Origin of the sequence: Bacillus cereus group sp. Bc031 (genome assembly GCF_027716265.1) — a bacterium.
Classification (GTDB): Bacteria; Bacillota; Bacilli; order Bacillales; family Bacillaceae_G; genus Bacillus_A; species Bacillus_A paranthracis.
In genome coordinates, this window is sequence record NZ_JAQFUL010000005.1 from 44,324 (window position 1) to 65,958 (window position 21,635).

Below are 21,635 nucleotides of genomic sequence, written 5' to 3' on the forward strand. Positions count from 1 at the left end.
GAGGAAATTGGAAAAGGAAGAAATGAACTTTATTCGTAGTCAGCAGGAGTTAGAAAATATGATTATTCCAAGTGTGGAAGAGACAAAATGGAATCAATTAATAGAAATATTAGGGTGGATTGTAATTGAAAATATAGAACTAAAAGACATTACTAATTAATCGGGGGAAGGAACATGAATCATAGTAAGCGTAAAGTAGCTATTTATATTAGGGTATCGACCGAAGAGCAAGCGAATGAGGGATTCTCTCTAGGAGCACAAGAAGATTATTTAAAACAATATGCTAACACTAAAGGTTATGAGGTATACGATATATATGTTGATGATGGCTATTCGGGAAAGGATTATAATCGACCTGAAATACAGCGTTTATTTAAAGACCTTTATCAAGAGAAATTTACGGGGATATTAGTTAAATCTGTTGACCGAATATCAAGAAGAGTAAGTGATGTTACTAAGTTAATAGATGATGTCCTTGCTCCAAGAAAATGTTGTGTGTTAGTAAGTGATAATAACTTAGATAGTTCTACGACTGGAGGGACTGCATTTATCCAACTATTGGCTACATTTGCTGAATATGAGCGTTCAATGATTGTACAAAGGGTAAAATCTGGTATGTCTAAGCGGGCAGAGTTAGGTTACTGGAATGGAGGGCATGTACTTGGATATGACGTTAAGAATAAGGAGCTAAAAATTAATAAAGAAGAAGCTGAGATTATACGGAAGGTATTTGATTTAAGGGCTGAAGGAAAAGGGTATAAATCCATTGCTATTATTTTAAATCAACAAGGTTTTAAAACGAAGAGAGGGCGATTGTTTAGTATAGGTACAATTAAAACAATTTTAGAGAATCCACTATATATCGGATACTGTAGATGGGGGCGATATAAGAATTGGAACGTAGAAAGAAGAAAAGGAAAAACGGACGAATATAAATTTGTTAAAGGTAGACATGAACCTATTGTATCTGAAGAGTTATGGAAAAGAGTCCAAGGTGTGAATTATGCCCACAAGAAAAGTATTTCTAAAAATCGTAATTTTAATGGGGAATTTGTACTATCTGGTATTTTACGTTGCCCATCTTGTGGAGCAGGGATGGTAATGTCTAAAATTAAAAAACGAGATAAATCAGGGTATCATTTATACTATATGTGCCAAGCGTTTCATAGTAAGGGGAAGTTGGCTTGTAAATCTAATCTTATCCGTAAGGAAGATATCGAGGAAAAAGTATTGCAATGTATTAATAAAATTATTTTAATACCTTCAATTGTTGATAAAACGTTTGAACGTATCCAAGAGAAAAAAGAAAGAGGAATAGAAAGAATAAAAAATGATTTATCATATATAAATGAAGAATTAAAAAGAAAGAAGCAATTTATACAAAAACTTAATAAGGATTATTTTGATGAGAAAATTCGAGTAGAAACATATACGGAATTATCTGAGCCCTTAAGAGAAGAGATAGTTGAACTAGAAAGGGAAAAAAGTAAATTAGATAGGAAAATTGAGAGTTCGGAAATACCTATTACGAAAGAAATGGTTATAAAGGCACTTGAAAATTTCACTAATCTATATGAAAATGCTACTTATGAACAAAAAAAGTCCCTATTGCGAGCAATAATCAAGAAAATAGAGGTTCAACCTAATCGTAAAGAAATAAAAGGAATAACTTATTGGTTTGATTGTGATAATGGGCAAGATGACGCTTTACTAGTTAGTAAAGAGGGGAGAACCGTATCATAAGTAAGCACATAGTTATTATTTTTTGAAGCGTCAAAGTACAATTCAATGTCTTTGACGCTTCTTTCAGTTGGTGAATTTCCTTCATTAACGGTTATTTTATTAATTATTGTATGAAGTAAATCCTTTTGTTTTTCAGGAGCAACTTGAGGGAGTATTTTTGCAAAAGTGCTTAATACATTTTGCAATTGCTCTAATGAAACTTCTTTTATAGTAGGTTTACTTAGCTCATGTTCTAATTGTTCTTTTTGCTCAAGTAGTGCTTTCTTTTCTTCATCAAGGTCTGTAATCCTATTTATTATTGATTCAGGGGGATTTGGTGATTTTTCAATAATCGAAAGGTACTTGTTAATATTTTTTTCTGCATGGTTATATTGTTCTAATATGTACTTAAGTCTGTTGCTTATTGGCTCTTTTAAAACTCCGATTTTCTCGTTTATTTTTTCAACTATAGATTTCAGCACAGTTGGTTTAGAGGTTATTTCTACAAGTCTTTGGAAAACAAATTGCTCAACTGCATCAGCTTTTATTAAATTAGAATTGCAAACTGCACTTCCTTTGTTACGATAATTTCCACATTGGTAATATCGTAAGTATTCTTTGCTGTTTCTGCTCTTTTTAATTTTATGGCCAATCATACCATGTCCACATCTTGGACAGCGTAAAAGAGTTGTAAGAGGGAAATGCCCAGTAAATGTTTTGATAGGTTTGTGTGACTTTTGTTCCAAAATTTTTTGAGATTTATTCCATATTTCCATACTGATTATTGGTTCATGTTTACCTTTTTCACAAATGATGTTACTCTTCTTGCCTGTTCTTCTTTTTTCGCTCCAATTTTCAAATTGGTTAAAGCGGATAAAACCAGCATATATAGGATTTTTAAGAATCGTTCTTATAGAAGTAATGGAAAAATTAGCATTACGTTTTGTTTTATATCCTTCATGATTTAATTGATTAGCTATTGCTTTATAACCTTTTCCACTAATATATAAATCAAAAATATATCTCACAAGCCTGGCTTCACTTTCTTTGATAACTAATTTCTTATCCTTAGAAGAGTACCCTAATACGCTTCCGCCATTCCATTCCCCTTCTTTTGCCCTTTGATTCATTCCCATTTTTACATTTTCTACAATCATGTTTCTTTCTAACTCAGCAAAGCTTCCCATCATTTGAAGCATAGCTTTGCCAGCAGGAGTTGAAGCATCTATATTTTCACTATAACTAAAAATACTAACATCATGTCTCTCTAAGTGTTCGACAATAGTAAGAAAATCTAGTTGTTTTCGGGATAACCTGCTTATTTTCCATACCATAATCATATCAAATTGCTTACTTTCACATCCTTTAAGTAGTTTTTGAAGAGAGGGTCTATCAAGGGATTTTCCACTAATCCCCTCATCTTTGTATATTTTTACAATTTGATAGCTGTTTTTTTCACAAAATTCTTCTAGTAACTTAATTTGACCGTTGATAGAAAAACCTTCTTCTGCCTGTTCTTCCGTTGAAACTCGTACATATAATGCAACCTTCATATTTATTCCTCCTCAGTATATTCTTCAGAATTTATAATTCTATCCGTATTTGTCTTTCTAACGTAGTTCGTTATCATTGAAAGCACTCTATTCCTTTCTAAAGAAGATAAATTAGAAAAGTCATTTTCAAATACAGAACAAAAGAAATCAAATTTCTCTTCATCTTTAAAAATGGAATTAAGATTGGAAACAACTTTTTCCGCTCTTGAAAGGTCATGTGTCACAAATGCATCTAGATTCTTTCTAAGTTGTGTAAGAACTAACTCATTTCCACTAGATATTTTTTCAATCTTTTTTGTATAAAAGCCTGTCTTGTATCTGGATTCCTCCTCTTCATACGCTTTTTCTGCTTGTTTTATTGTCCAATCTAATTCGGCTTTTTCTTGTTCGGGGGATTTAATATCAAAGTAATTAAGGGTTTTAATTGCTTCTATTTCATCAAAACCAAGTTCTAGAAGAATTTTTTTACAAGTGTCAAAATCAGGTTTTTTAATCAATCCTCTTTCTAGCTGAGATACATAAGTAACGGCTTTATTCACCTTTTGTGAAAGTATCTTAGAGGACATACCTGCTGATTTTCTTATTTTTTTCAGTTCATTACCAAAGCTAATTCCACTCATTTTAATTGCTCCTTTGAATTTAAAGTAACATCATCGTAGCATTTAGTAGCATAGAAGTCAATATATAGTAGCATATAAATTTGACAAAGGTAGCATAAATATGCTACTATTTATTTCGAGGAAGGGGGTGATGAAAAATGACTGTCATTAATACTGAAAATGAATTAATTGATTTATTTATAGAAAAAGTTGCATCTATTATTCTTGATACTGTTATAGAAGAGCTTGAAAATGTTGCTATCAATAATTGTACTAATATGGCTTGATAGTATGTATGGCATGGTCTTTTGAAAAGTAGCATAGAGTAGTATTTATGAAAAAAGCTACTATCTCTAGTAACACGTGCAAAAAGACCTCAAAATATTAAAATATGGGGAGGAAAAGAAATGTTTGATACAGTTACACTCATAGCATTTGGAATTGAATTACATCCTGAACAATTAGAAGAAGCTAAATCATTTACTTATATTAATGATGAGGGGGAATACATAACTAAAATATCATTAAAAAAGGGAAGAATTAGCTATAAGTATTATTTGCAGAAACAAATACTTGAGATTGAACTATCTATACCAAAACTAATGTATGGAACAAATATTAAAATGATTAAGGAATCTGATATTCAGGGCTTTTGGATTCAACTGCACAATATATTACGTCAGGACTTGGGCATTTCCATAGACACGGAACAATGGAAAGTTAAGCGTGTAGATATTTCATATAACTTCAAGGTAGATAATGTGAGAATGTGGATTGCTGAAATAAGTAAGAAGGATATTTCAAGAAGAACAAAAATAACGTACAACAGAAATGAGACAGTTATATTTAAGAATAAAAGTAGCTCAATCTGTTTTTATGATAAGGAAAAGGAATGTATTTATAAGAAAGAATCAAAAGAAGTAATTGAACAGGCAAAAGGGATATTAAGACTTGAGATAAGACCAGCTTCGTATCACTTAAAAGAGTATTCTTCTAATAGGAGTGCTTTAGAACTCATCAGTAAGGAATTTTTCACATACATAATTGAGAAGTTTAGAATCAATGATTTACTCATATATCAAGATGAAAAAGCGGATATAGAGCTTTTTCAGGTCTTAGACGTAATGAAGATAGCAGATATAGAAAAGATAATGGGTTATAAAGTGTTAGTAGAGTGTATTGGGGAAAAAATGCTTTTAGAAAAAGGTTATTATAAAGAAGGAACTCTTAGGAATAGAAAAATTTTAAAAGAAGAGTATGATAAAAATATAAATCAAAAAGGTATCAAACAGCCACAGCTATATATCACGCTTGATTAATAGGAAATACATAAAAGCATGATTTTATTAAAGCAATAGATTAAAGCCTAACAACATAGTTAAATAACAACGTACATTTGTTAAAAATATGCCACATGTGAACATCAAGATTAATTCCTCTAATAACATAATTCCACGTATGAATATCAGTTATTATTCAAGCAAAAAAGTCCTAAAAAATTAAGCGGAATTTTAGTGAATAATATTATATATTATTTAATCTGAAAAAATTATTAAGATAAAAGAAAGTTTTTATGTACAGCACTCTTACTCATTATAAAAATGTGTTGCGTGTGATTTCACTGAAAAACCCCTCAATTGACGGTTTTTTCAGTGAATTACCGTGCGATTTTTAAATTTATATAACATTTTAAGAATAGGAGATTTAGCTCATTTTAATAAGACGTTAGAAAAAGTAGATAAAACTGTTACTATATATCAAGAAGAGCAGAAACAATAGGGATATTAATTATGGTTAGAATGTGAATGAACATAAGTTTTGGTGTAGGACAGGATAACATACCCTGTTTTTTTATGAGTAGATACTTGGAAAAGAAGTATCATTAGTTTTCAGTTGAAGATATTGATTTAATAAATTCCTATCTTCCTCAAATTAAAATAAAAAACGAATGTGGGGGGACTTATCACCTTTTAAAGGTTTTCTTATAAGGAATAATGTGTAAGCACATCTATCCCTCCACTCTAAATAAAAAATATGTGTTAAATTACTTAGTTTCTTTATAAAAAATCATAAGAATACAAAAGTGTAAGAGCCTTTTTAATGAAGGTTCTTTTTTGTATCAAAAACGAATGTTTATGATACAGGCTTAGAAACATAAAAAAAAATAAATCCACATCCAAAATAGAGTGTTTAAACTCGTATCAAAATCAAAGTATCTTTATTTACTAACAAAAACGTTTTTGATACAATGTGAGTAACAGATTATATTTTGTAGGTGATACGTATGAAGATAGGATATGCAAGGGTTAGTACATATGAACAATCCTTAGATATGCAATTAGATGCTTTAGAGAAGGCTCAGTGTGAAAAAGTTTACCAAGAGAAAATGAGCGGAATGAAAAATGATAGGCCCCAGCTTAATCAATTAATCGAGTACGCTAGAGAAGGTGATGTATTAGTAGTGTACAAACTTGATAGGCTTGGACGTTCCACAAAGAGATTAATTGAATTGTCGGAAGAACTCGAGAAAAAGGGAATTGAACTAGTTAGCATAAGGGATAGCATTGATACAACGACAGCAGTAGGGAAGGCGATGTTTAAAATGTTAGCAGTTCTAGCTGAAATGGAAAGAGATTTAATATCTGAAAGAACAAAGGCGGGACTAGAATCAGCAAGAGCTAGGGGAAGAAATGGTGGTAGACCTAAGAAGGATAATAAGCAAGTAGAGAGGGCTTTGAAATTATATGAAACAGAACAGTACACTGTAAGAGAAATAGAAGATATGACCAGTGTATCAAAAGCTACATTATATCGAGAAATTAAGAAAAGGAAGCAAAAAGTTAAGAGCTCAGATTGAAAAGTGAATAAATTATCAAAGAAACTAACAAAAATAGGATAATTTGCTACAAGCTATTTGTAGTATTTCTTTTAAGCTATAATAAGATAATGAAAATTTTAAACTTAAATGATACTTATTAGTGGAAAGAGTGGAATAGATGAAATTAGAACAAATGACATTATTTGAAAATAAACAAGAACAAAAACAAGAACAAAAAAGGAAAGGAAAGAAAAGTAATAAAACAACTTTTACAAATAATATGTCTCTCCCAATTCACCGCTGGTTTAGGTATTCAGCTGGATTTTCAGCTGAGTGGGCTGAGTCCATTATTCAAAAATATAATCATACTAATAGAGAAGATTTTCAGGTGTTTGACCCATTTGCTGGGTCAGGTACAGTTCTTATTGCAAGCGATAAGTCTAATGTTATTGGTGCAGGGGTCGATTCTCATCCATTTGTCTCTCGTATGACAAAAGCGAAGTTGTTATGGGAAACCGATACACTAGATTTGAGAAATTATACAGCTAAAATACTCGCAAAGGCAGAATTTCTCAAAAATGATAAACTCGATTCTTATCCAGATTTAATATATAAATGCTATCCAGAAGAAATATTATTACAATTACAAGCCATTAAAAAGGCATTAATGCTAGAAGAGGATAAGGAAAGTAATTTATATCAATTGTCATGGTTAGCCTTGGTACCTATTCTACGTGCATGTTCAACAGCTGGTACTGCACAGTGGCAGTATATTCAACCAAGCAAGAAGACAAAAGCTAAAATACCTTTTGAGACATATAAAAATCAAATTAGCATAATGATTGATGATATGTTGTTATATCAAAATGAGGTTGGAGAATCCCGTGCTCTTTTCTATAAAGAAGATGCTAGAAATTGTCCATCTATTGAGGAAAATTGGGCAGACCTTATAATAACTTCTCCCCCTTACGCAAATAACTATGACTACGCAGATGCAACTAGGTTAGAGATGTCATTTTTTAATGAAATAAGTGGATGGGGAGATTTACAAGAAAAAGTAAGACCCAATCTTATAAGAGCATGTACTCAACATGTTTCAAAATTAAAAAATGAAACTTTTGATATTTTGCAGGACAGCTTACTAGAACCTATTTATAATGAAATATATGGTACATGTAAAGAACTTGAATTAGAAAGGGAGAATCATGGGGGAAAGAAGAATTATCATACTATGATAGCAACTTATTTTCTAGACATGGCCAAGGTTTGGCTTGAACTGAGAAGAATTTGTAAAGAAGGGTCTACGGTTTGCTTTGTAATTGGAGATTCTGCTCCTTATGGTGTATATGTACCAGTTGATGAATGGCTAGGGAAACTAGCAATTTCAGCAGGGTTTAAAGAGTTTTATTTTGAAAAGGAAAGAGACAGAAATACCAAGTGGAAAAATAGAAAGCATGATGTACCTTTAAAAGAAGGTTTTCTATGGGTGAGAGGATAGTGTTCATATGGCAAAGTCAGCTTCACATAAGTTTGGACAAATAATAGGGGATTTGTTAGAAGTAACCATGTTAAAGTACCTCGGTCCAATTGCAAGAAAACATAGTTTATATCTTGATTATAAACATCGTAGGGATGCTAGAGGAGGAAAAAAGGAGGTTGTTTGGAAAGATATAAACGGAAACAAACATAAACTAGATATTGTTTTTGAAAAAAACGGTAGTGAACAAGTTCTTGGGCAACCTTTGGCCTTTGTTGAAATGGCATGGAGAAGATATACAAAACACTCGAAAAATAAGGCCCAAGAAATGCAGGGGGCGATTCTCCCCCTAATAGCTAAGTACAATAAATACGCTCCTTTTTATGGTGCTGTTTTAGCAGGTGAATTTACTGCACCTTCAATTGCACAAATGGAATCAGAGGGATTTAAGATAGTTTATTTTGAGTATAGCACCATTATAAAAGCTTTTAATTTGGTTGGAATTGATGTTTATTGGGGAGAAGATACTACCGAAGGTGAACTTTCTGAAAAGGTAGCCCAATATGAAAACCTTTCTAAGAGAGATATAGAGAAAGTAATTGATTCCCTAATTGAACAAAATAAAATGGAGCTGGAAAGATTTATTCAAAAGCTGGATGAATCTTTATTGAGAGAAATTGAATCTGTTAGTGTCTTCTCGCTTCATGGTATGAGTAAATTGCTTAATTCTGTTAAAGAAGCATATGATTACATTATTTCTTATGATGAGAAAGCCACAAAGGCACCATTGGTAAAGTATGAAATTATAATAAGGTATAATAATGGTGACAGAATTGAGGCTCAATTTAGAGAAAAATATAAGGCACTTGCATTTTTAACTGAGTATATGGGTTAGTATAATTTTTTAGGGAAAGGTTCTTTCTTATTTACTTTTCAGGGATAATACCTTTAATCATTGAATTGAAGGTCAAAACCACTTCCTATGTAAAAGGGAGTGGTTTTATTTTTATATATTAATGTAAATTTTTTTCTCAAATTGAACTATGTGTTTATGTGCTATACGGTGAACCGTATCACAAGTGATGGTAAAGCAGAAAAAAGAATTTACTTTAGATAACTTAATAATTAGTCAATATATAAATATAGAAGCTCAATAAAGAGCTTCTTTTATGTTTGTGAATAGTGATTTATTTTAGCAAATGGATAAGTGTTTGAATAGGTATCATTTAGTACCAATTTAGCTAGCATTTTTCTTGCTAAAATGGAACCAGCAGAAACTAAGTCAAATATCGCATCCACATCCTCCGTATTCCCATGTGCAATGCTGTTTCGGAGTTTACAGAGCTTTGTTAGAGTATCTAATTCAGTTTGTTTAAAATTTAATTCAGTTGCTACTATTATAATTTTCCTTGAGTCCTTTAGGCTTTCAAGTAGAGTAACATCTTCTATTTTTTTTATTAATTGTGAATGTCTATTTTGGTCATATTTTTCATTATAAGCTTCTTGTAAGAAAGTAATGAAAGAAGCTTTGAATGCATCTTTAACTTTTCGAGCTAGGTGAGCCTTATTGTAGTAGTCCCTACATAATAATTCAAAAATCTTATATATATTAAGCAAGGCTTCTTCGTATAATTCTGCGTATAAAGCATCTAGGTGCCTGACATAAAAGGTCATACTAGTAAAATAAACTTTCTCGAGACTGTTTCTTTTTTTTCCTGTCTCCAAATTTAGTTGCTTTTCAATACCTCCTAAGAATCTATGTATCTTATTTATATTAGCATTTTTAGATTTAACTGCTATATGAAAAGGGGTTGCCTCTTTTTCAATTTTTATTGGAAAAGGATAATCTGTTATTACTCTATAACCATATAAAAAGCTAAATATAGTTATAGCATCCCAAGCTTTTTGCCCTGATTCTGCAGATATGTTTTCTTCGCTAGTAGATGAAGGTAAAAAGACATCTAGATATAATTTAACTCTTTCGTCGTCCCAATTGTAACCATAAAAAATACAATCTTTAATACAGAACCTACCATCAGGTAAATTACGCTTTGCGTCCCTTGCTAACCCTAGTGTAATATCTTCATCATTAGGACCTTCAATTAATAAACGGTAAGTAACTTTAATCATGTTATCCCCCCTAGATAAAATCTTTATAGCGTTTTTTCCTATTTTATTAATATACAATAATTAAATGTTAAACAGAAAATTAATTTATAAAATACAGGTAAATCCAGGTAAGAGAAATGAATTCCTGGATTTACCTGTATTTTTGTTGAAAGAAACAAACTATGATAGGAAAGGAATTATTTGTTAGGGACTCTATATTTGAAATCCTTGGAGTAAGACAATTAAGAATTTACAATCACATATTATACAATGTTAAGTAATAATTTCTAAATTATTGCACCTATAAATTTAGTTGAGGTATTTGATATGAGACCAACCATTGCAGAGCAAAAAATGACTTTCTAGGAACTATTAGTGTGGAAAATTTATTACCATTGATTACTGGATAAGTTGTTGAATTATGTAAACCATACTATTATTAAACTTTCAGAGGTAACACAGTAAAAGGATATGATTTGAAGTTTCTTCTGAAGATTTTCGTTATTTATAAAAACACCAAAAAAGCTAAAGCCATGCTTAAATCTCAAGAAATAATAGGTGAAGGAGCATAACTAGTTCTAGCGCCGTTAGAGGAAGTAAAAACTTGTTAATATAAGAATAATTTAATTACAAATATATTTAATTCCTTTATGCTTCAAGGCGATGCATAATTTTAAAATTGGTAAATCCAAGAAGATTTTTTTGTTTCCTGGATTTACCTGATGATTGTGCTAGTGAGTTGCATTATCATATAAATTATCATCATTTAGGAGTTGGAAAGCATGAAGGAAGTTGTTTTAGAAGCCATGCATTATGGAGAATTCAATATTGCTGATGCAGCAGTAGAGTGTGCTGTTTTGGAAAACGGTGTACGAGTCTTCCAAGTAAAAGGATTATTTACAGCATTTGATAGAACTTATCATGGAAGAAAAGTTGATGGATTGCCTCCTGTTATTGGTGGAAAAAATTTATCGGAATTTATTACAGATGAGGTTAAAGAATTGTGTATTCCTTATCGCTACAAAAAATCTGGTAGTGAACGAGTAGTTAACGGATACGATGCTAAACTACTACCCAAAGTTTGCATGATTTACAGAGATGCAAGAAGAAAAGGAGTTTTAGTTAAGCATCAAGAAAGTGTTGCAGATAGAGCAGAATTGCTTTTAGATGCACTTGCTGAGACAGCCATTACAGCTTTAATTGACGAAGCCACAGGTTTTGAACTAGACAGAGAGAGTGGCGCTTTAGCGAAAATATTAAATAACTACATAGCCAAAGGGTTAATGAGCTATGAAAAGCGCTTTCCTATTGAGTTTTATAGAGAATTATATCGTCTATATGATTGGACTCAATTAGACCCTAATGATTATAAACGACCACAAATTATAGGGAAATTTACTAATGAATTTATTTACGGTCAATTTCCAACAAATGTCCAAGCCTTTATGAAGGAAAAAAGTCGAGTAACTTCTAAAGATAATAAGCAATATAAAATAAAGTATTATCGCTTCTTAAATAAAGAGGTTGGACTAGTAGAGCTTGATTCTCAAATAAGACTTGTCTTGGGTATCATGAGATTATCAGATAGTATATCAGATTTCTCTCAGAAATATTATACAGCGTTTCCTAGAGAAAATAGCAAAAGATAAACATATTTAGAAGCATTGGATTTAAATCTAATGCTCTTTTTTTCGAACGTATGTTGTTTTGTTTCATTGCTTGTTATAATTAGAGTAATTGTTATAGATAGAGGGGTTTTGACGTGAAAACAGAAAATCTAGAGTTTGAATTTGAAGAAGACATACAAATAAAAGCGCGCCCCGTATTGAAATGGGCAGGGGGTAAAACCCAAATGCTTGATATTCTATTAGAGAATGCTCCAAAAAAATTCAATAAATATATTGAACCTTTTTTTGGAGGGGGCGCTTTATTTTATTCATTACAGCCACAACATGCCATAATTTCCGATTTAAATGAGGAATTAGTTAACTTATATAACGTTGTAAGTGATAAACCTAATGAATTAATAAGTAAATTGAAAAATATGCCGAATGATAAAGATTTCTTTTTAAAAACAAGAGCACAGGAGACAAATACTTTATCAAATGTAGAAGTAGCAGCACGAACAATATATCTTAATAAGACATGCTTTAATGGCTTATATAGGGTAAATAAGCAAGGGAAATTTAATACACCTTTCGCTAACTATAAAAATCCAAATATATGTGATGAAAAAAACTTAAATGCTGCTAGTAAATTACTTAAAAAGGCGCATATTGTGCATGGTGATTATAAAGAAATTTTAAGAAAATATGCTGAACCCGGAGATTTTATCTTTTTGGATCCACCATATCTACCTATCAGTGAATACTCGGATTTCAAAAGGTACACCAAAGAGCAATTTTATGAAGAGGACCAAATAGAGTTAGCAAACGAAGTAAAACGTCTACACCAGTTAGGATGTTATGTCTTATTAACTAATTCTAATCACCCTTTAGTTCATGATTTATATTCGGATTTTGAAATCAGTGTGCATCAGACGAAAAGAAACGTCAACAGTAATGGGGCTAAACGTCAAGGAGAGGATGTACTAGTCAAAGTAGAGCCAAAGAAACTTTCTCTTACTCCTAAAGTTGTTGACCTACCAAATCAAGTTGAAAAATATCCTCCTACACGTTACATGGGTAGTAAAAAAAACTTAATTGAAAGAATTTGGTCTATAGCTTCACAATTTGAATTTGAAAGTGTTACGGATTTGTTTTCCGGTAGTGGAATTGTTTCATATATGTTTAAAAGTCAAGGGAAACAAGTATTTAGTAACGACTATATGGCGCTCTCTTCAACTTTTACAAAAGCGTTAGTAGAAAACAATGAGACAATACTTTCAGATAAGGATATCGATAAATTATTAAATGCTAAAGTGGAAATGGATTATTTTGTGAGTGAAAAGTTTAAAGGGCTCTACTTTAATGATGCAGATAATTTTTTTATAGACCATATGAGAAAAGCTATACCTTTATTAAAAAATAAAGTAAAAGAATCTTTAGCAATGTCAGCTTTGATAAGAGCTTGTATGAAGCGACGCCCTAGGGGGATTTTCACCTTTGTGGGGTTAGATAAGTATGATGATGGTCGAAGAGACTTGCAGCTTTCTTTACAAGAACACTTTCTTGAAGCAGTGAAGTTATTTAATGCAGCTGTTTTTGATAATGGCAAGGCAAATAAATCTCGACGTGGGGATGCCATGACATTTAAGAAAAAAGCAGATTTAGTTTATATTGACCCCCCGTACTATAGCCCACATTCGGATAATGAATATGTACGTAGGTATCATTTTGTTGAAGGTTTAGCTCGTGATTGGCAAGATGTAGAGATACAAGAGAATACTAAAACTAAGAAATTTAAAAATTATCCTACTCCCTTTAGCTCTAGAAAAGGAGCATCTGAGGCATTTGATTTGTTGTTTAAAAAGCATAAAGACAGTATATTAATTGTTTCTTATTCTTCTAATTCCCTACCAACCAAAGAGGAAATGCTTGAATTGTTAGCAAAACATAAGTCAAATGTAGATGTTATTGCTTTAAATCATCAATATTCTTTTGGAAATCAAAATCATAAAATTGGTGATAACAAAAATAAAGTAGAAGAATATTTGTTTGTAGGATATTGATAAAAGGAGTGGATAGGTATGCCTTGGTTAATTGCTGATAATGGTGTTCGTAATCCCCATCGATTAAAATATGGACTTCAAGCTTTAGTCAATTCTGAGTTTCACGGTAACTTTAATAAAATAAATGAAGAAGGAATGACACGTTTATTAGAGGAACAAGGTATAATTTCTCTCCAAACCAATAGCGATAATACTATTGCACGTAAATGGAGAGTTAATCTTATAAGACTAGGTTTTATATCTAAAGATACTCATACTGTCACTAATAATGGAAGAAGTTTAATTCATTCAGAATCCTTGCCAGAACAAGAAGATTGCTTTTTAAGGGCTTTATTAATGCACCAATTACCTTCAGTATTACATCCTATGAAAGAGGGGGATATTAATAATCCATTTAATCCATTAAGGTTAATATTGGAAGTGCTAAATTTACTGTCAAAACGCGGTGAACAAGAAACTATTTCAAAAAATGAAATGGCGTCTATTCTAATGCTTCATTATAGTATGGATGATGTTTCTAATATTGTAGATGAAATAATAAATTATAGAAAGCAGCGAGAGAAGTCTGTAGGAAACCTCCGGAAATTCGATAAATTATATCGAGAAAATGCAGCTAAAAAAGACGGAGGAAGGGTAAGCGCAGATAGTTTAATTGCATATGCAGATGTAAATATTAGATATTTAAGGCTATCTGGACTTTTTGCAGAAGAAGGGGTTTCCCGTTTAAGTATTGCAGTGCATAAACATACCATTGTGCAGCAAATTTTATCAACACCTTATTATTCTGTCTTGAATGACGACGCTTATAAAAAGGCTCTTGGAAATGGAGCTATGCTACCCACAGATAATGAATCTGAAGCAATTGTTGCCATTAGAGATTTAAATTTATTATTAAATAAAAACGGGGAATTGGTAGAAAATTTACCGGTAAACTTACATGATTTAGATGCTAAAGAATTAACTAGAATAAGAATTAGACTTGAGAATCAGTGGATACATTTATTAGAGAAGCAGTTTGCGTTAGAACAAAAAAATCAGTGGCAAGAAATTATTCAGTATATGAAAGCTCTCCAGCAGCCCACAAGGATTGGAAAAAGAGATTCAATCATACCTAGTGGAGAGGGACCAGCCTATTTAGAATGGACTATTTGGAGAGCATTTCTTGCGATAAATTCATTACATAATAAACCTTGGGAAGCTAGACGTTTTATTATAGATAGAAATTTCCTTCCTGTACGTCATGCATCAGGTGGGGATGCAGATATGATTTTTGAATTTGAAGAATTTGTTGTAGTAGTTGAAGTTACTTTAACCACTTCATCTCGCCAAGAAGCAGCTGAAGGTGAGCCTGTAAGAAGACATGTTGCAAAACACGTTGATTATTATAGTAAAATGGGAAAGCGAGTATATGGTCTCTTTATTGCAAATTCAGTAGATACAAATACAGCTGAAACATTTAGGATTGGAGTTTGGTATAGAAGTGATGATTCACAAATGGCAGTCCAGATTGTTCCAATAACGTTGAGGAACTTTACAGATATTTTTGAATCACTATTTCAGAGGAAACCAGATGAAAATCATTCTAATTATTTGAGACAGCTAATGAATGACCTGCTCTCTTTTAGTAATTATTCAGCACCGCAATGGAAAAAACAAATGGAAGAAGATATTAATAGAAAGCTAATCCAGCTAAACGCTTAGTGAGTTATATTGATTATTGGTAAGAAGAATCGCTTTTATTATTATTCCATGTATATGGCATAACCATAAAAGGAGCCCTATATTTTGGTTAAATGAATATAGAGCTCCTTTTAATTTTAATGTTTATTTAAAAATATATTTCTAGGGGAATTCATAATAGTTTTTCACTGTACTTTTCTTAGTGTTAAACCTTAGTTCACTTCTTTTAATTTTAATGTTATGTTTTTTAGCTTGTAATATTAAATAATTTGCCAGCTGTTTTTTTTGTTCTAAAATTCCTGAATAAGCAGGGTATCCATTAATAGCATTGAACGTCAACTTTATTTTAAATAGATTTTTCGTCTTTGCTGTATTGTAAAGGGTAGCTTTTAATCCTTCATATGTATCACTTGATAAATGAACCGTGACCTTTTTTTTATTCATAATTTGTATGCGAAAAGCCGACAAATCAGAGATTTTTAAAAAAATCGGTGATTGTCGTAAGTTACTAAATTTATCATCGTAGACAATATCTGCATTAATCCTACCTTCGGTATGAAGTATAAGAATTATGTGTTGCCAGCGAAGATAGTAGAAGTTAGCAACACCTTTAGCTTTTGCCCGCTGGCGTTGCCACTTCGACTTATTTGTTTGATATTTTCCTATTATTTTTAAATCTATTGCCTCCCATTTATATTGTTTTTCAATTGGTAATTCCGTTATATGAAAGTAGTAATAACCCTTGCCACAGAGATTTACCACCATTTGTAGCATTGCTTGCCAAGATGCAACTAAATATTGTTGTGCCATAAATACCACCTCCCGATGGAAAAAAACAAAGCACAGTAAACCAAGGTCGCCAGACCAGATACAGCACCACCTGTATCACCTATAATCTTTTTTGCAAAGGGTATTTTCTTTCGCTTCGGTCAAAATTGTAGGTACCACCCCACAGACGCAACAACTCCCCACCGTCCAAGCAGGTTGTTTTAAAGCTACTCAAAAATGCTCTCATTCCTCGCACTTCCCACCATAGGAGCCGTTCGGAACTTGCCACATTAGATATAAACTTCGAAAATTAGCTCAGGTTGCTCAAGCAAAGGACTCAAGGGTAGAATATGGAAGCTCCCTCTTACTACTCCCCGAAGGGATTTCGGTCGTCGCAGTGCCATCATTGCATAATGGATTATCGCCTCTTCTAATTTTCTTACTCGGTTGCACCAGCCCTAAAACGGTTACGGTGCTTTACTTCCCACGCATTTGTGGGAGCCTTTAACGGGTTGAGCTATTTAGTTGCCAATATTACTACCGACAACCTCCCCCGCCGAGACCAACGTCACATGCTTTCACATGTCCCGCAGTATGGATTTACACCACTTTATTTATATCTGCAATTTTCGTTTTGCTGAAAATTACTTTTTCTGTGTCGCCCATAAACCAATTTTACAAACCATTGAGTAGAAGCAGTGTTACCCGCAGCCCTCATCCCCACAACGCAAGCACGTCTCCGTGCACGTCGCGAGACCCGAACCAGCTTCAGCACAATTGGTAGTTGTGTTTTCTCACTGGAACAGCAGAGTCCTATCAGTTTGGTATTCCAATATACTCCACCTGCAAAATTAAAATCATAGGTTTTATTATTCAAATTTTTGAGTCGGAATTGGTAGTTCCGACTGTGACAAATTTTCTAAATATCACATAACGAGAACATGGTTGGCAGCCATATTCATCGTAATGAATTGGCGGCGCGGCTCGCCTCCGTCCTTCTGCTTCGCAGCGAGCTGCGCTCGAAGGTCAAAGTCAAAACCCCATATTCCATAAATGGGAGTAGCGATGGAAATTAATTTGCTTTTTACCAATCTTTAAGATAATACAATAAAAAAAAGAAATGAGTTAAAAAATATATTTTTTATAAATAAAAAGAACAAAATTTAATGCACTGAAAATTGTTATTGAAAATGTATTTTAGATAGTATATTAATAACCAAGTATTTTGTATAAAGTATCTTAATTATTTATTCCCGCCTAATTTTACCTATCATACATCTTAATTTTACATCGTTGTCCCTTCATAATTTACATTACCAATTCTAAATTTTACATTACTCCCCGAGGAAATTTACTTTAAAGAAGGTTATTTAAAAAATAGTAAAAATAATAAGGAAACGAATTAATAAAGGGGAGAAGTCGAAGTGACTACAGTAATTAATTTTAAAGAAAAAGAATTTTTCATGGTTTTTAAGGGCTTATTTCAAGTGGATAATTTGAAGAAAACTGACAAGATGACTTACATATATCTTAGTTCGATTTGTAAAGATATTCCTGAACATATGTCGTTTGCAAATTTAAAAAATCTATATGAGGAATTTGGAGTGACTCGTCCAACATTTAAAAATGTGAAAAAGAGATTAAGTGAAGGAAATTTAGTTGAAAAAAGAGAAAAGGAAAATGATTTTCATTTATTACATAGGGAAAATCTCAATGTGAAAGGGAATTTCTTTTTTTTGCACTATGCTGTCTTACGCTCGTATTTAATTACTCCACGACAAAAGCTAATTTATGCTTATTTAATGAGCAGAGCAAGTGGAGATGAAATGAAACTAGAGGTCTCTATGAAGAAAATATCTGAAAAATGTTCTATTAGAGATGATTTGAACCTTCGAAGGGACGTTCAACGACTAGTATCAGTTGGTCTGATTTCTCAAACATTGAAAACCAAGAAATATAAAGGTAAGTTTCAATACGATAAATATGAGTACAAAATTTTAGAAATACCAATATCTTTTTATTTCCCGCCTAATGATAAAAAAGAAAATATAGAAGACGAAAATATAGTTATTAATTTAATTGATAAAAAATTAAATATTGAAGATTTTCTTGATTATCTTAATGAAGGAAAAGAGGATATACTGAGAAAGGCAATTAGAAGTTAGTAATAAAACAAACCCGTTCATTTCTAAATGAGCGGGTTTGTTTTATTACTATTCAGAAAATATAAACTTTTTATTTTAGAAAAATAAATTTCATAATTCAACTTTTAAATAAGTGAATCTGCTAACTTATAGGTATCAAAATTCAAAAAATATTAAGAACAGAGGTACTAAAAATTATGCTTACAAAAGAACTTATTAAACTAACTGATACAGAAATAAAAAAAGCTGAGTTTATTGAAACGTTAGTAAGTATTTTTTCTACATATAAAAAATCAAACAAATAATGCTGTTCAATGCTAGAATATGTAAAAAGTAATATTTGGAAAAATTATGAAGTGTGTTTATTTCTAGATTTAAATGAAGTCTTTAGTTCAGTAGTTGCTAGTAACATGATTCAAGTTTTTCTACAGGAAATGAAAATTCGAAAAAGCCACTAAGTTTGTTGCACTAAAATAATCACCTAACAAATCCCTAAAAAAGGAGAAAATAAATGAATATTATTAAGAAAAAAACTGTTGGAATTTATACAAGAGTTTCAACACAAGAGCAAACCAATGGATTCTCTATGAGCGCACAAGAGGATGCTTTAATCGCATATGCTGAAAAGAAAGGTTATGAAATTTATGATATATATAGGGATGGAGGATATTCTGGTAAAGATTTTAACCGACCAGAAGTCCAGCGCATGTTTAGAGATGTTGCTAGTGACAAATTCGATACCATTTTAACATGGAAAGTAGATAGGTTATCTCGCAATAATACTGATGTAATGAATCTTATTGATACTCATTTACATCCTAATAAGAAAAGCCTATTAATTAGTGCTGGAGATATTGATTCCTCAACAACTACTGGATACATGTTTATTTCCCTATTAAGCACATTTGCTAGATATGAGAGGGAGATTATAGTCGACAGAGTAAAAGCTGGAATGCGGAAAAGAGCAGAATCTGGGAAAAATAATGGGGGAAAAATGTTAGGTTACAATAATGTAAATAAAAAATTGGAAATAAATGAAGAAGAAGCTAGAATAGTAAAAGAAATATTCCAATTAAGAGCCGAAGGTTGGGGCTATAAAAGAATAACAAATCATTTAAATAAAAAAAATAAGAAAACGAAAATGGGTAATCCGTTTAGAATTGAAGCAGTACGAACTATCTTAAATAATGAGAAATACATAGGAAATAGTGTATGGAGAAAACAGCAAGATTGGTCGATTACTCGTAGAGCTGGAAAAACTAAAGGTATTACAATTAAAGGTGAGCATGAAGCAATTATTGATATTAAAACATGGGAAAAAGTAAAGAAAATCAATGAATTACAGACAAAATGCTATTCATCTAATCGTAACTTTAATGGAGACTTCTTTTTATCAGGGGTCATAAAGTGTCCTAAATGTGGTGGGAGTACAGTAATGAGTAAAGTAAAAAGACGGGATGGTAATGGATATCATCTGTATTATATGTGTCAAAGGTTTCACGTTGCTGGCACAAAATCATGTAATAGTAATCTGATAAAAAAAGATTGGATAGAGGAAAAGGTTTTAAAAATTATTTCTTCTTTTATAAATAATAAAAACTTTATTGAAGAAGTATTAAAAAAATTAATAAGTAATGAAACTAACAGTGGTGAAAATTTGGTAACAGATATAGAATTGTTTGAGAAGGAATTAAAAAAACAAAAAGCCAAACGGGAACATCTAGATGATAAATTTTTTGATGAAAGTATCACGGTTGAAAATTATAACCGTTTAGTCGAAAAAGTAAATCAAAGTATAGAAAGTTTAGAAAAAAAGATAATCACTTTAAAAAGCGAACTTGAAGAGAAATCACCTTTAATTGATGTTAAACCAAATGAGTTAAAAAAGTTCTTTAATGATTTCAACAAGGCATTCCAGGTTGCAACGAGTGAGCAAAAGAAAACTTTAGTACGTTCCCTAATAAAAGAAATTATAGTGACCCCAGACAGAAAAGATATTAAGCATATATCTTTTTGGTTCTTTGATGATGATGATTTACCATCTAATCCGTCACGGAGAACCGTATCATAAATAGTAATAGTACATTCAAACGGCTACAGATGTGGCCGTTTTCTATATTTCCTAAAATAAGTATGTTTCTATTTCTAAAAAAGTATGCTGTAATATGAAGAGGAAAAAGTATAAGTAGTCATAGAAGTGAGGAGTTAAAGGTGAAGAAGTTTAAGAAATTTTACTTGGAGATTACGAGTGTATGTAATCTTGCGTGCAGCTTTTGTCCGCCGACGGAAAGACAGAAGCAATTCATTTCTGTGGAGGATTTTGCAAAAAGGTTAGACCAAATTAAACCACACACAGACTACATTTATTTGCACGTGAAGGGTGAACCGTTGCTTCATCCGAAAATAGATCAATTGTTAGATTTAAGCCATGAAAAAGGGTTTAAAGTTAATATTACAACGAACGGAACGTTAATTAATAAGAGAAGGCATAGACTGTTAAATAAGCCTGCTTTAAGACAAATGAATTTTTCACTGCATAGTTTTGATGGACACCCAGGTTCACAAGACAAAGAGGGCTATGTAAGAAGTATACTTTCCTTCATTAGAGAGGCGACAAGTCAATCAGATTTAATTGTTTCACTAAGATTATGGAATTTAACGCAGGATAATAAAACAAATGCTGAAATCCAAAAGAATAGAGAGTTATTATCTATCATTGAAAATGAGTTTAATTTATCTTATCAAATTGAAGAGAAGCTTACACCAGGAAAAGGTATAAAAATTGCGGAACGTGTCTTTATTAATCAAGACTATGAATTCCAGTGGCCAGCATTGCATGAAGAAGAGGATGATGGAAAAGGATTCTGTCATGGGCTTCGAAATCAAGCTGGTATTTTAGCGAACGGAACGGTTATTCCTTGTTGTTTAGATGGTGAAGGGATTATTAACCTTGGAAATATTAATAATGATTCATTTTCTAACATTATAGAAGGTGAAAGAGCAACAAACATTGTTGATGGATTTTCTAGAAGAGTTGCAGTTGAAGAGCTATGTAGAAAATGTGGATACCGTAAAAGATTTGGAAAGTAAATATG

17 protein-coding genes are annotated in these 21,635 nt (G+C 31.8%); 13 read left to right on the plus strand and 4 right to left on the minus strand.

Annotated features, from left to right (window positions below):
* Nucleotides 1-7 precede the first annotated feature (7 nt).
* Both PDQ33_RS03440 and PDQ33_RS03445 read left to right on the plus strand, forming a co-directional pair.
* Nucleotides 8-160: a hypothetical protein gene (locus PDQ33_RS03440; RefSeq protein WP_172450312.1), complete on the plus strand. Its 153-nt coding sequence runs from the start codon at nt 8-10 to the stop codon at nt 158-160.
* Between the two features lie 14 nt (nt 161-174).
* A complete protein-coding gene (locus tag PDQ33_RS03445; protein WP_061129741.1) occupies nt 175-1,743 on the plus strand; it encodes a recombinase family protein in 1,569 nt (522 codons plus the stop codon).
* Here PDQ33_RS03445 and PDQ33_RS03450 read toward each other — a convergent pair.
* Nucleotides 1,671-3,275, minus strand: a complete 1,605-nt coding sequence (locus PDQ33_RS03450; RefSeq protein ID WP_270754764.1) for a recombinase family protein — start codon at nt 3,273-3,275, stop codon at nt 1,671-1,673. The genes PDQ33_RS03445 and PDQ33_RS03450 overlap by 73 nt on opposite strands.
* A gap of 2 nt (nt 3,276-3,277) precedes the next feature.
* Nucleotides 3,278-3,895: a helix-turn-helix domain-containing protein gene (locus PDQ33_RS03455; RefSeq protein WP_076875737.1), complete on the minus strand. Its 618-nt coding sequence runs from the start codon at nt 3,893-3,895 to the stop codon at nt 3,278-3,280.
* A gap of 137 nt (nt 3,896-4,032) precedes the next feature.
* Here PDQ33_RS03455 and PDQ33_RS03460 point away from each other — a divergent pair, with 137 nt between their 5' ends.
* The 5 genes from PDQ33_RS03460 (at nt 4,033) to PDQ33_RS03480 (ending at nt 9,064) form a co-directional block, all read left to right on the plus strand.
* The gene (locus PDQ33_RS03460; protein ID WP_256732711.1) at nt 4,033-4,161 is read left to right on the plus strand and encodes a hypothetical protein; all 129 of its coding nucleotides are present in this window, start codon (nt 4,033-4,035) and stop codon (nt 4,159-4,161) included.
* A 120-nt stretch (nt 4,162-4,281) separates the two neighbouring features.
* A complete protein-coding gene (locus PDQ33_RS03465; protein WP_076875738.1) occupies nt 4,282-5,193 on the plus strand; it encodes a phage/plasmid replication domain-containing protein in 912 nt (303 codons plus the stop codon).
* Between the two features lie 965 nt (nt 5,194-6,158).
* Nucleotides 6,159-6,731, plus strand: coding sequence for a recombinase family protein (locus PDQ33_RS03470; protein ID WP_076875739.1), 573 nt, complete (start codon nt 6,159-6,161; stop codon nt 6,729-6,731).
* A gap of 139 nt (nt 6,732-6,870) precedes the next feature.
* Nucleotides 6,871-8,190 carry a site-specific DNA-methyltransferase gene (locus PDQ33_RS03475; protein ID WP_218651349.1) on the plus strand — a complete coding sequence of 440 codons (1,320 nt, stop codon included), beginning with the start codon at nt 6,871-6,873 and terminating at the stop codon, nt 8,188-8,190.
* Between the two features lie 7 nt (nt 8,191-8,197).
* On the plus strand, nt 8,198-9,064 hold the full coding sequence (locus PDQ33_RS03480) for a hypothetical protein (RefSeq protein WP_076875740.1): 867 nt from the start codon (nt 8,198-8,200) through the stop codon (nt 9,062-9,064).
* A gap of 272 nt (nt 9,065-9,336) precedes the next feature.
* On the opposite strand, the gene PDQ33_RS03485 is transcribed toward PDQ33_RS03480, so the two are convergent.
* On the minus strand, nt 9,337-10,299 hold the full coding sequence (locus PDQ33_RS03485; protein ID WP_270754755.1) for a hypothetical protein: 963 nt from the start codon (nt 10,297-10,299) through the stop codon (nt 9,337-9,339).
* Nucleotides 10,300-11,060: 761 nt separating this feature from the next.
* On the opposite strand from PDQ33_RS03485, the gene PDQ33_RS03490 reads away from it, so the two are divergent.
* The 3 genes from PDQ33_RS03490 (at nt 11,061) to PDQ33_RS03500 (ending at nt 15,649) form a co-directional block, all read left to right on the plus strand.
* Nucleotides 11,061-11,927, plus strand: a complete 867-nt coding sequence (locus PDQ33_RS03490) for a P63C domain-containing protein (RefSeq protein WP_270738899.1) — start codon at nt 11,061-11,063, stop codon at nt 11,925-11,927.
* 113 nt (nt 11,928-12,040) lie between these two features.
* Nucleotides 12,041-13,948: a Dam family site-specific DNA-(adenine-N6)-methyltransferase gene (locus PDQ33_RS03495; RefSeq protein WP_270754752.1), complete on the plus strand. Its 1,908-nt coding sequence runs from the start codon at nt 12,041-12,043 to the stop codon at nt 13,946-13,948.
* Nucleotides 13,949-13,966: 18 nt separating this feature from the next.
* Nucleotides 13,967-15,649: an AlwI family type II restriction endonuclease gene (locus PDQ33_RS03500; protein ID WP_270754749.1), complete on the plus strand. Its 1,683-nt coding sequence runs from the start codon at nt 13,967-13,969 to the stop codon at nt 15,647-15,649.
* A gap of 141 nt (nt 15,650-15,790) precedes the next feature.
* On the opposite strand, the gene PDQ33_RS03505 is transcribed toward PDQ33_RS03500, so the two are convergent.
* On the minus strand, nt 15,791-16,438 hold the full coding sequence (locus tag PDQ33_RS03505) for a hypothetical protein (protein WP_270754748.1): 648 nt from the start codon (nt 16,436-16,438) through the stop codon (nt 15,791-15,793).
* 1,382 nt (nt 16,439-17,820) lie between these two features.
* On the opposite strand from PDQ33_RS03505, the gene PDQ33_RS03510 reads away from it, so the two are divergent.
* The 3 genes from PDQ33_RS03510 (at nt 17,821) to PDQ33_RS03520 (ending at nt 21,630) form a co-directional block, all read left to right on the plus strand.
* Nucleotides 17,821-18,561: a hypothetical protein gene (locus PDQ33_RS03510; protein ID WP_270738893.1), complete on the plus strand. Its 741-nt coding sequence runs from the start codon at nt 17,821-17,823 to the stop codon at nt 18,559-18,561.
* Nucleotides 18,562-19,051: 490 nt separating this feature from the next.
* Nucleotides 19,052-20,611, plus strand: coding sequence for a recombinase family protein (locus PDQ33_RS03515; protein ID WP_270754746.1), 1,560 nt, complete (start codon nt 19,052-19,054; stop codon nt 20,609-20,611).
* Nucleotides 20,612-20,751: 140 nt separating this feature from the next.
* Nucleotides 20,752-21,630 (plus strand): radical SAM/SPASM domain-containing protein, encoded by an 879-nt coding sequence (locus PDQ33_RS03520; protein ID WP_000713636.1) that lies wholly within the window; start codon nt 20,752-20,754, stop codon nt 21,628-21,630.
* The last annotated feature ends 5 nt before the right edge of the window (nt 21,631-21,635 follow it).

Bases quoted from the DNA above. Each gene is read 5' to 3' on its own strand.
- PDQ33_RS03445 (WP_061129741.1), top strand. From the start codon at position 175: ATGAATCATAGTAAGCGTAAAGTAGCTATTTATATTAGGGTATCGACC.
- PDQ33_RS03480 (WP_076875740.1), top strand. From the start codon at position 8,198: ATGGCAAAGTCAGCTTCACATAAGTTTGGACAAATAATAGGGGATTTG.
- PDQ33_RS03505 (WP_270754748.1), bottom strand. From the start codon at position 16,438: ATGGCACAACAATATTTAGTTGCATCTTGGCAAGCAATGCTACAAATG.
- PDQ33_RS03470 (WP_076875739.1), top strand. From the start codon at position 6,159: ATGAAGATAGGATATGCAAGGGTTAGTACATATGAACAATCCTTAGAT.
- PDQ33_RS03460 (WP_256732711.1), top strand. From the start codon at position 4,033: ATGACTGTCATTAATACTGAAAATGAATTAATTGATTTATTTATAGAA.
- PDQ33_RS03490 (WP_270738899.1), top strand. From the start codon at position 11,061: ATGAAGGAAGTTGTTTTAGAAGCCATGCATTATGGAGAATTCAATATT.
- PDQ33_RS03500 (WP_270754749.1), top strand. From the start codon at position 13,967: ATGCCTTGGTTAATTGCTGATAATGGTGTTCGTAATCCCCATCGATTA.
- PDQ33_RS03455 (WP_076875737.1), bottom strand. From the start codon at position 3,895: ATGAGTGGAATTAGCTTTGGTAATGAACTGAAAAAAATAAGAAAATCA.
- PDQ33_RS03515 (WP_270754746.1), top strand. From the start codon at position 19,052: ATGAATATTATTAAGAAAAAAACTGTTGGAATTTATACAAGAGTTTCA.
- PDQ33_RS03475 (WP_218651349.1), top strand. From the start codon at position 6,871: ATGAAATTAGAACAAATGACATTATTTGAAAATAAACAAGAACAAAAA.
- PDQ33_RS03450 (WP_270754764.1), bottom strand. From the start codon at position 3,275: ATGAAGGTTGCATTATATGTACGAGTTTCAACGGAAGAACAGGCAGAA.
- PDQ33_RS03465 (WP_076875738.1), top strand. From the start codon at position 4,282: ATGTTTGATACAGTTACACTCATAGCATTTGGAATTGAATTACATCCT.
- PDQ33_RS03485 (WP_270754755.1), bottom strand. From the start codon at position 10,299: ATGATTAAAGTTACTTACCGTTTATTAATTGAAGGTCCTAATGATGAA.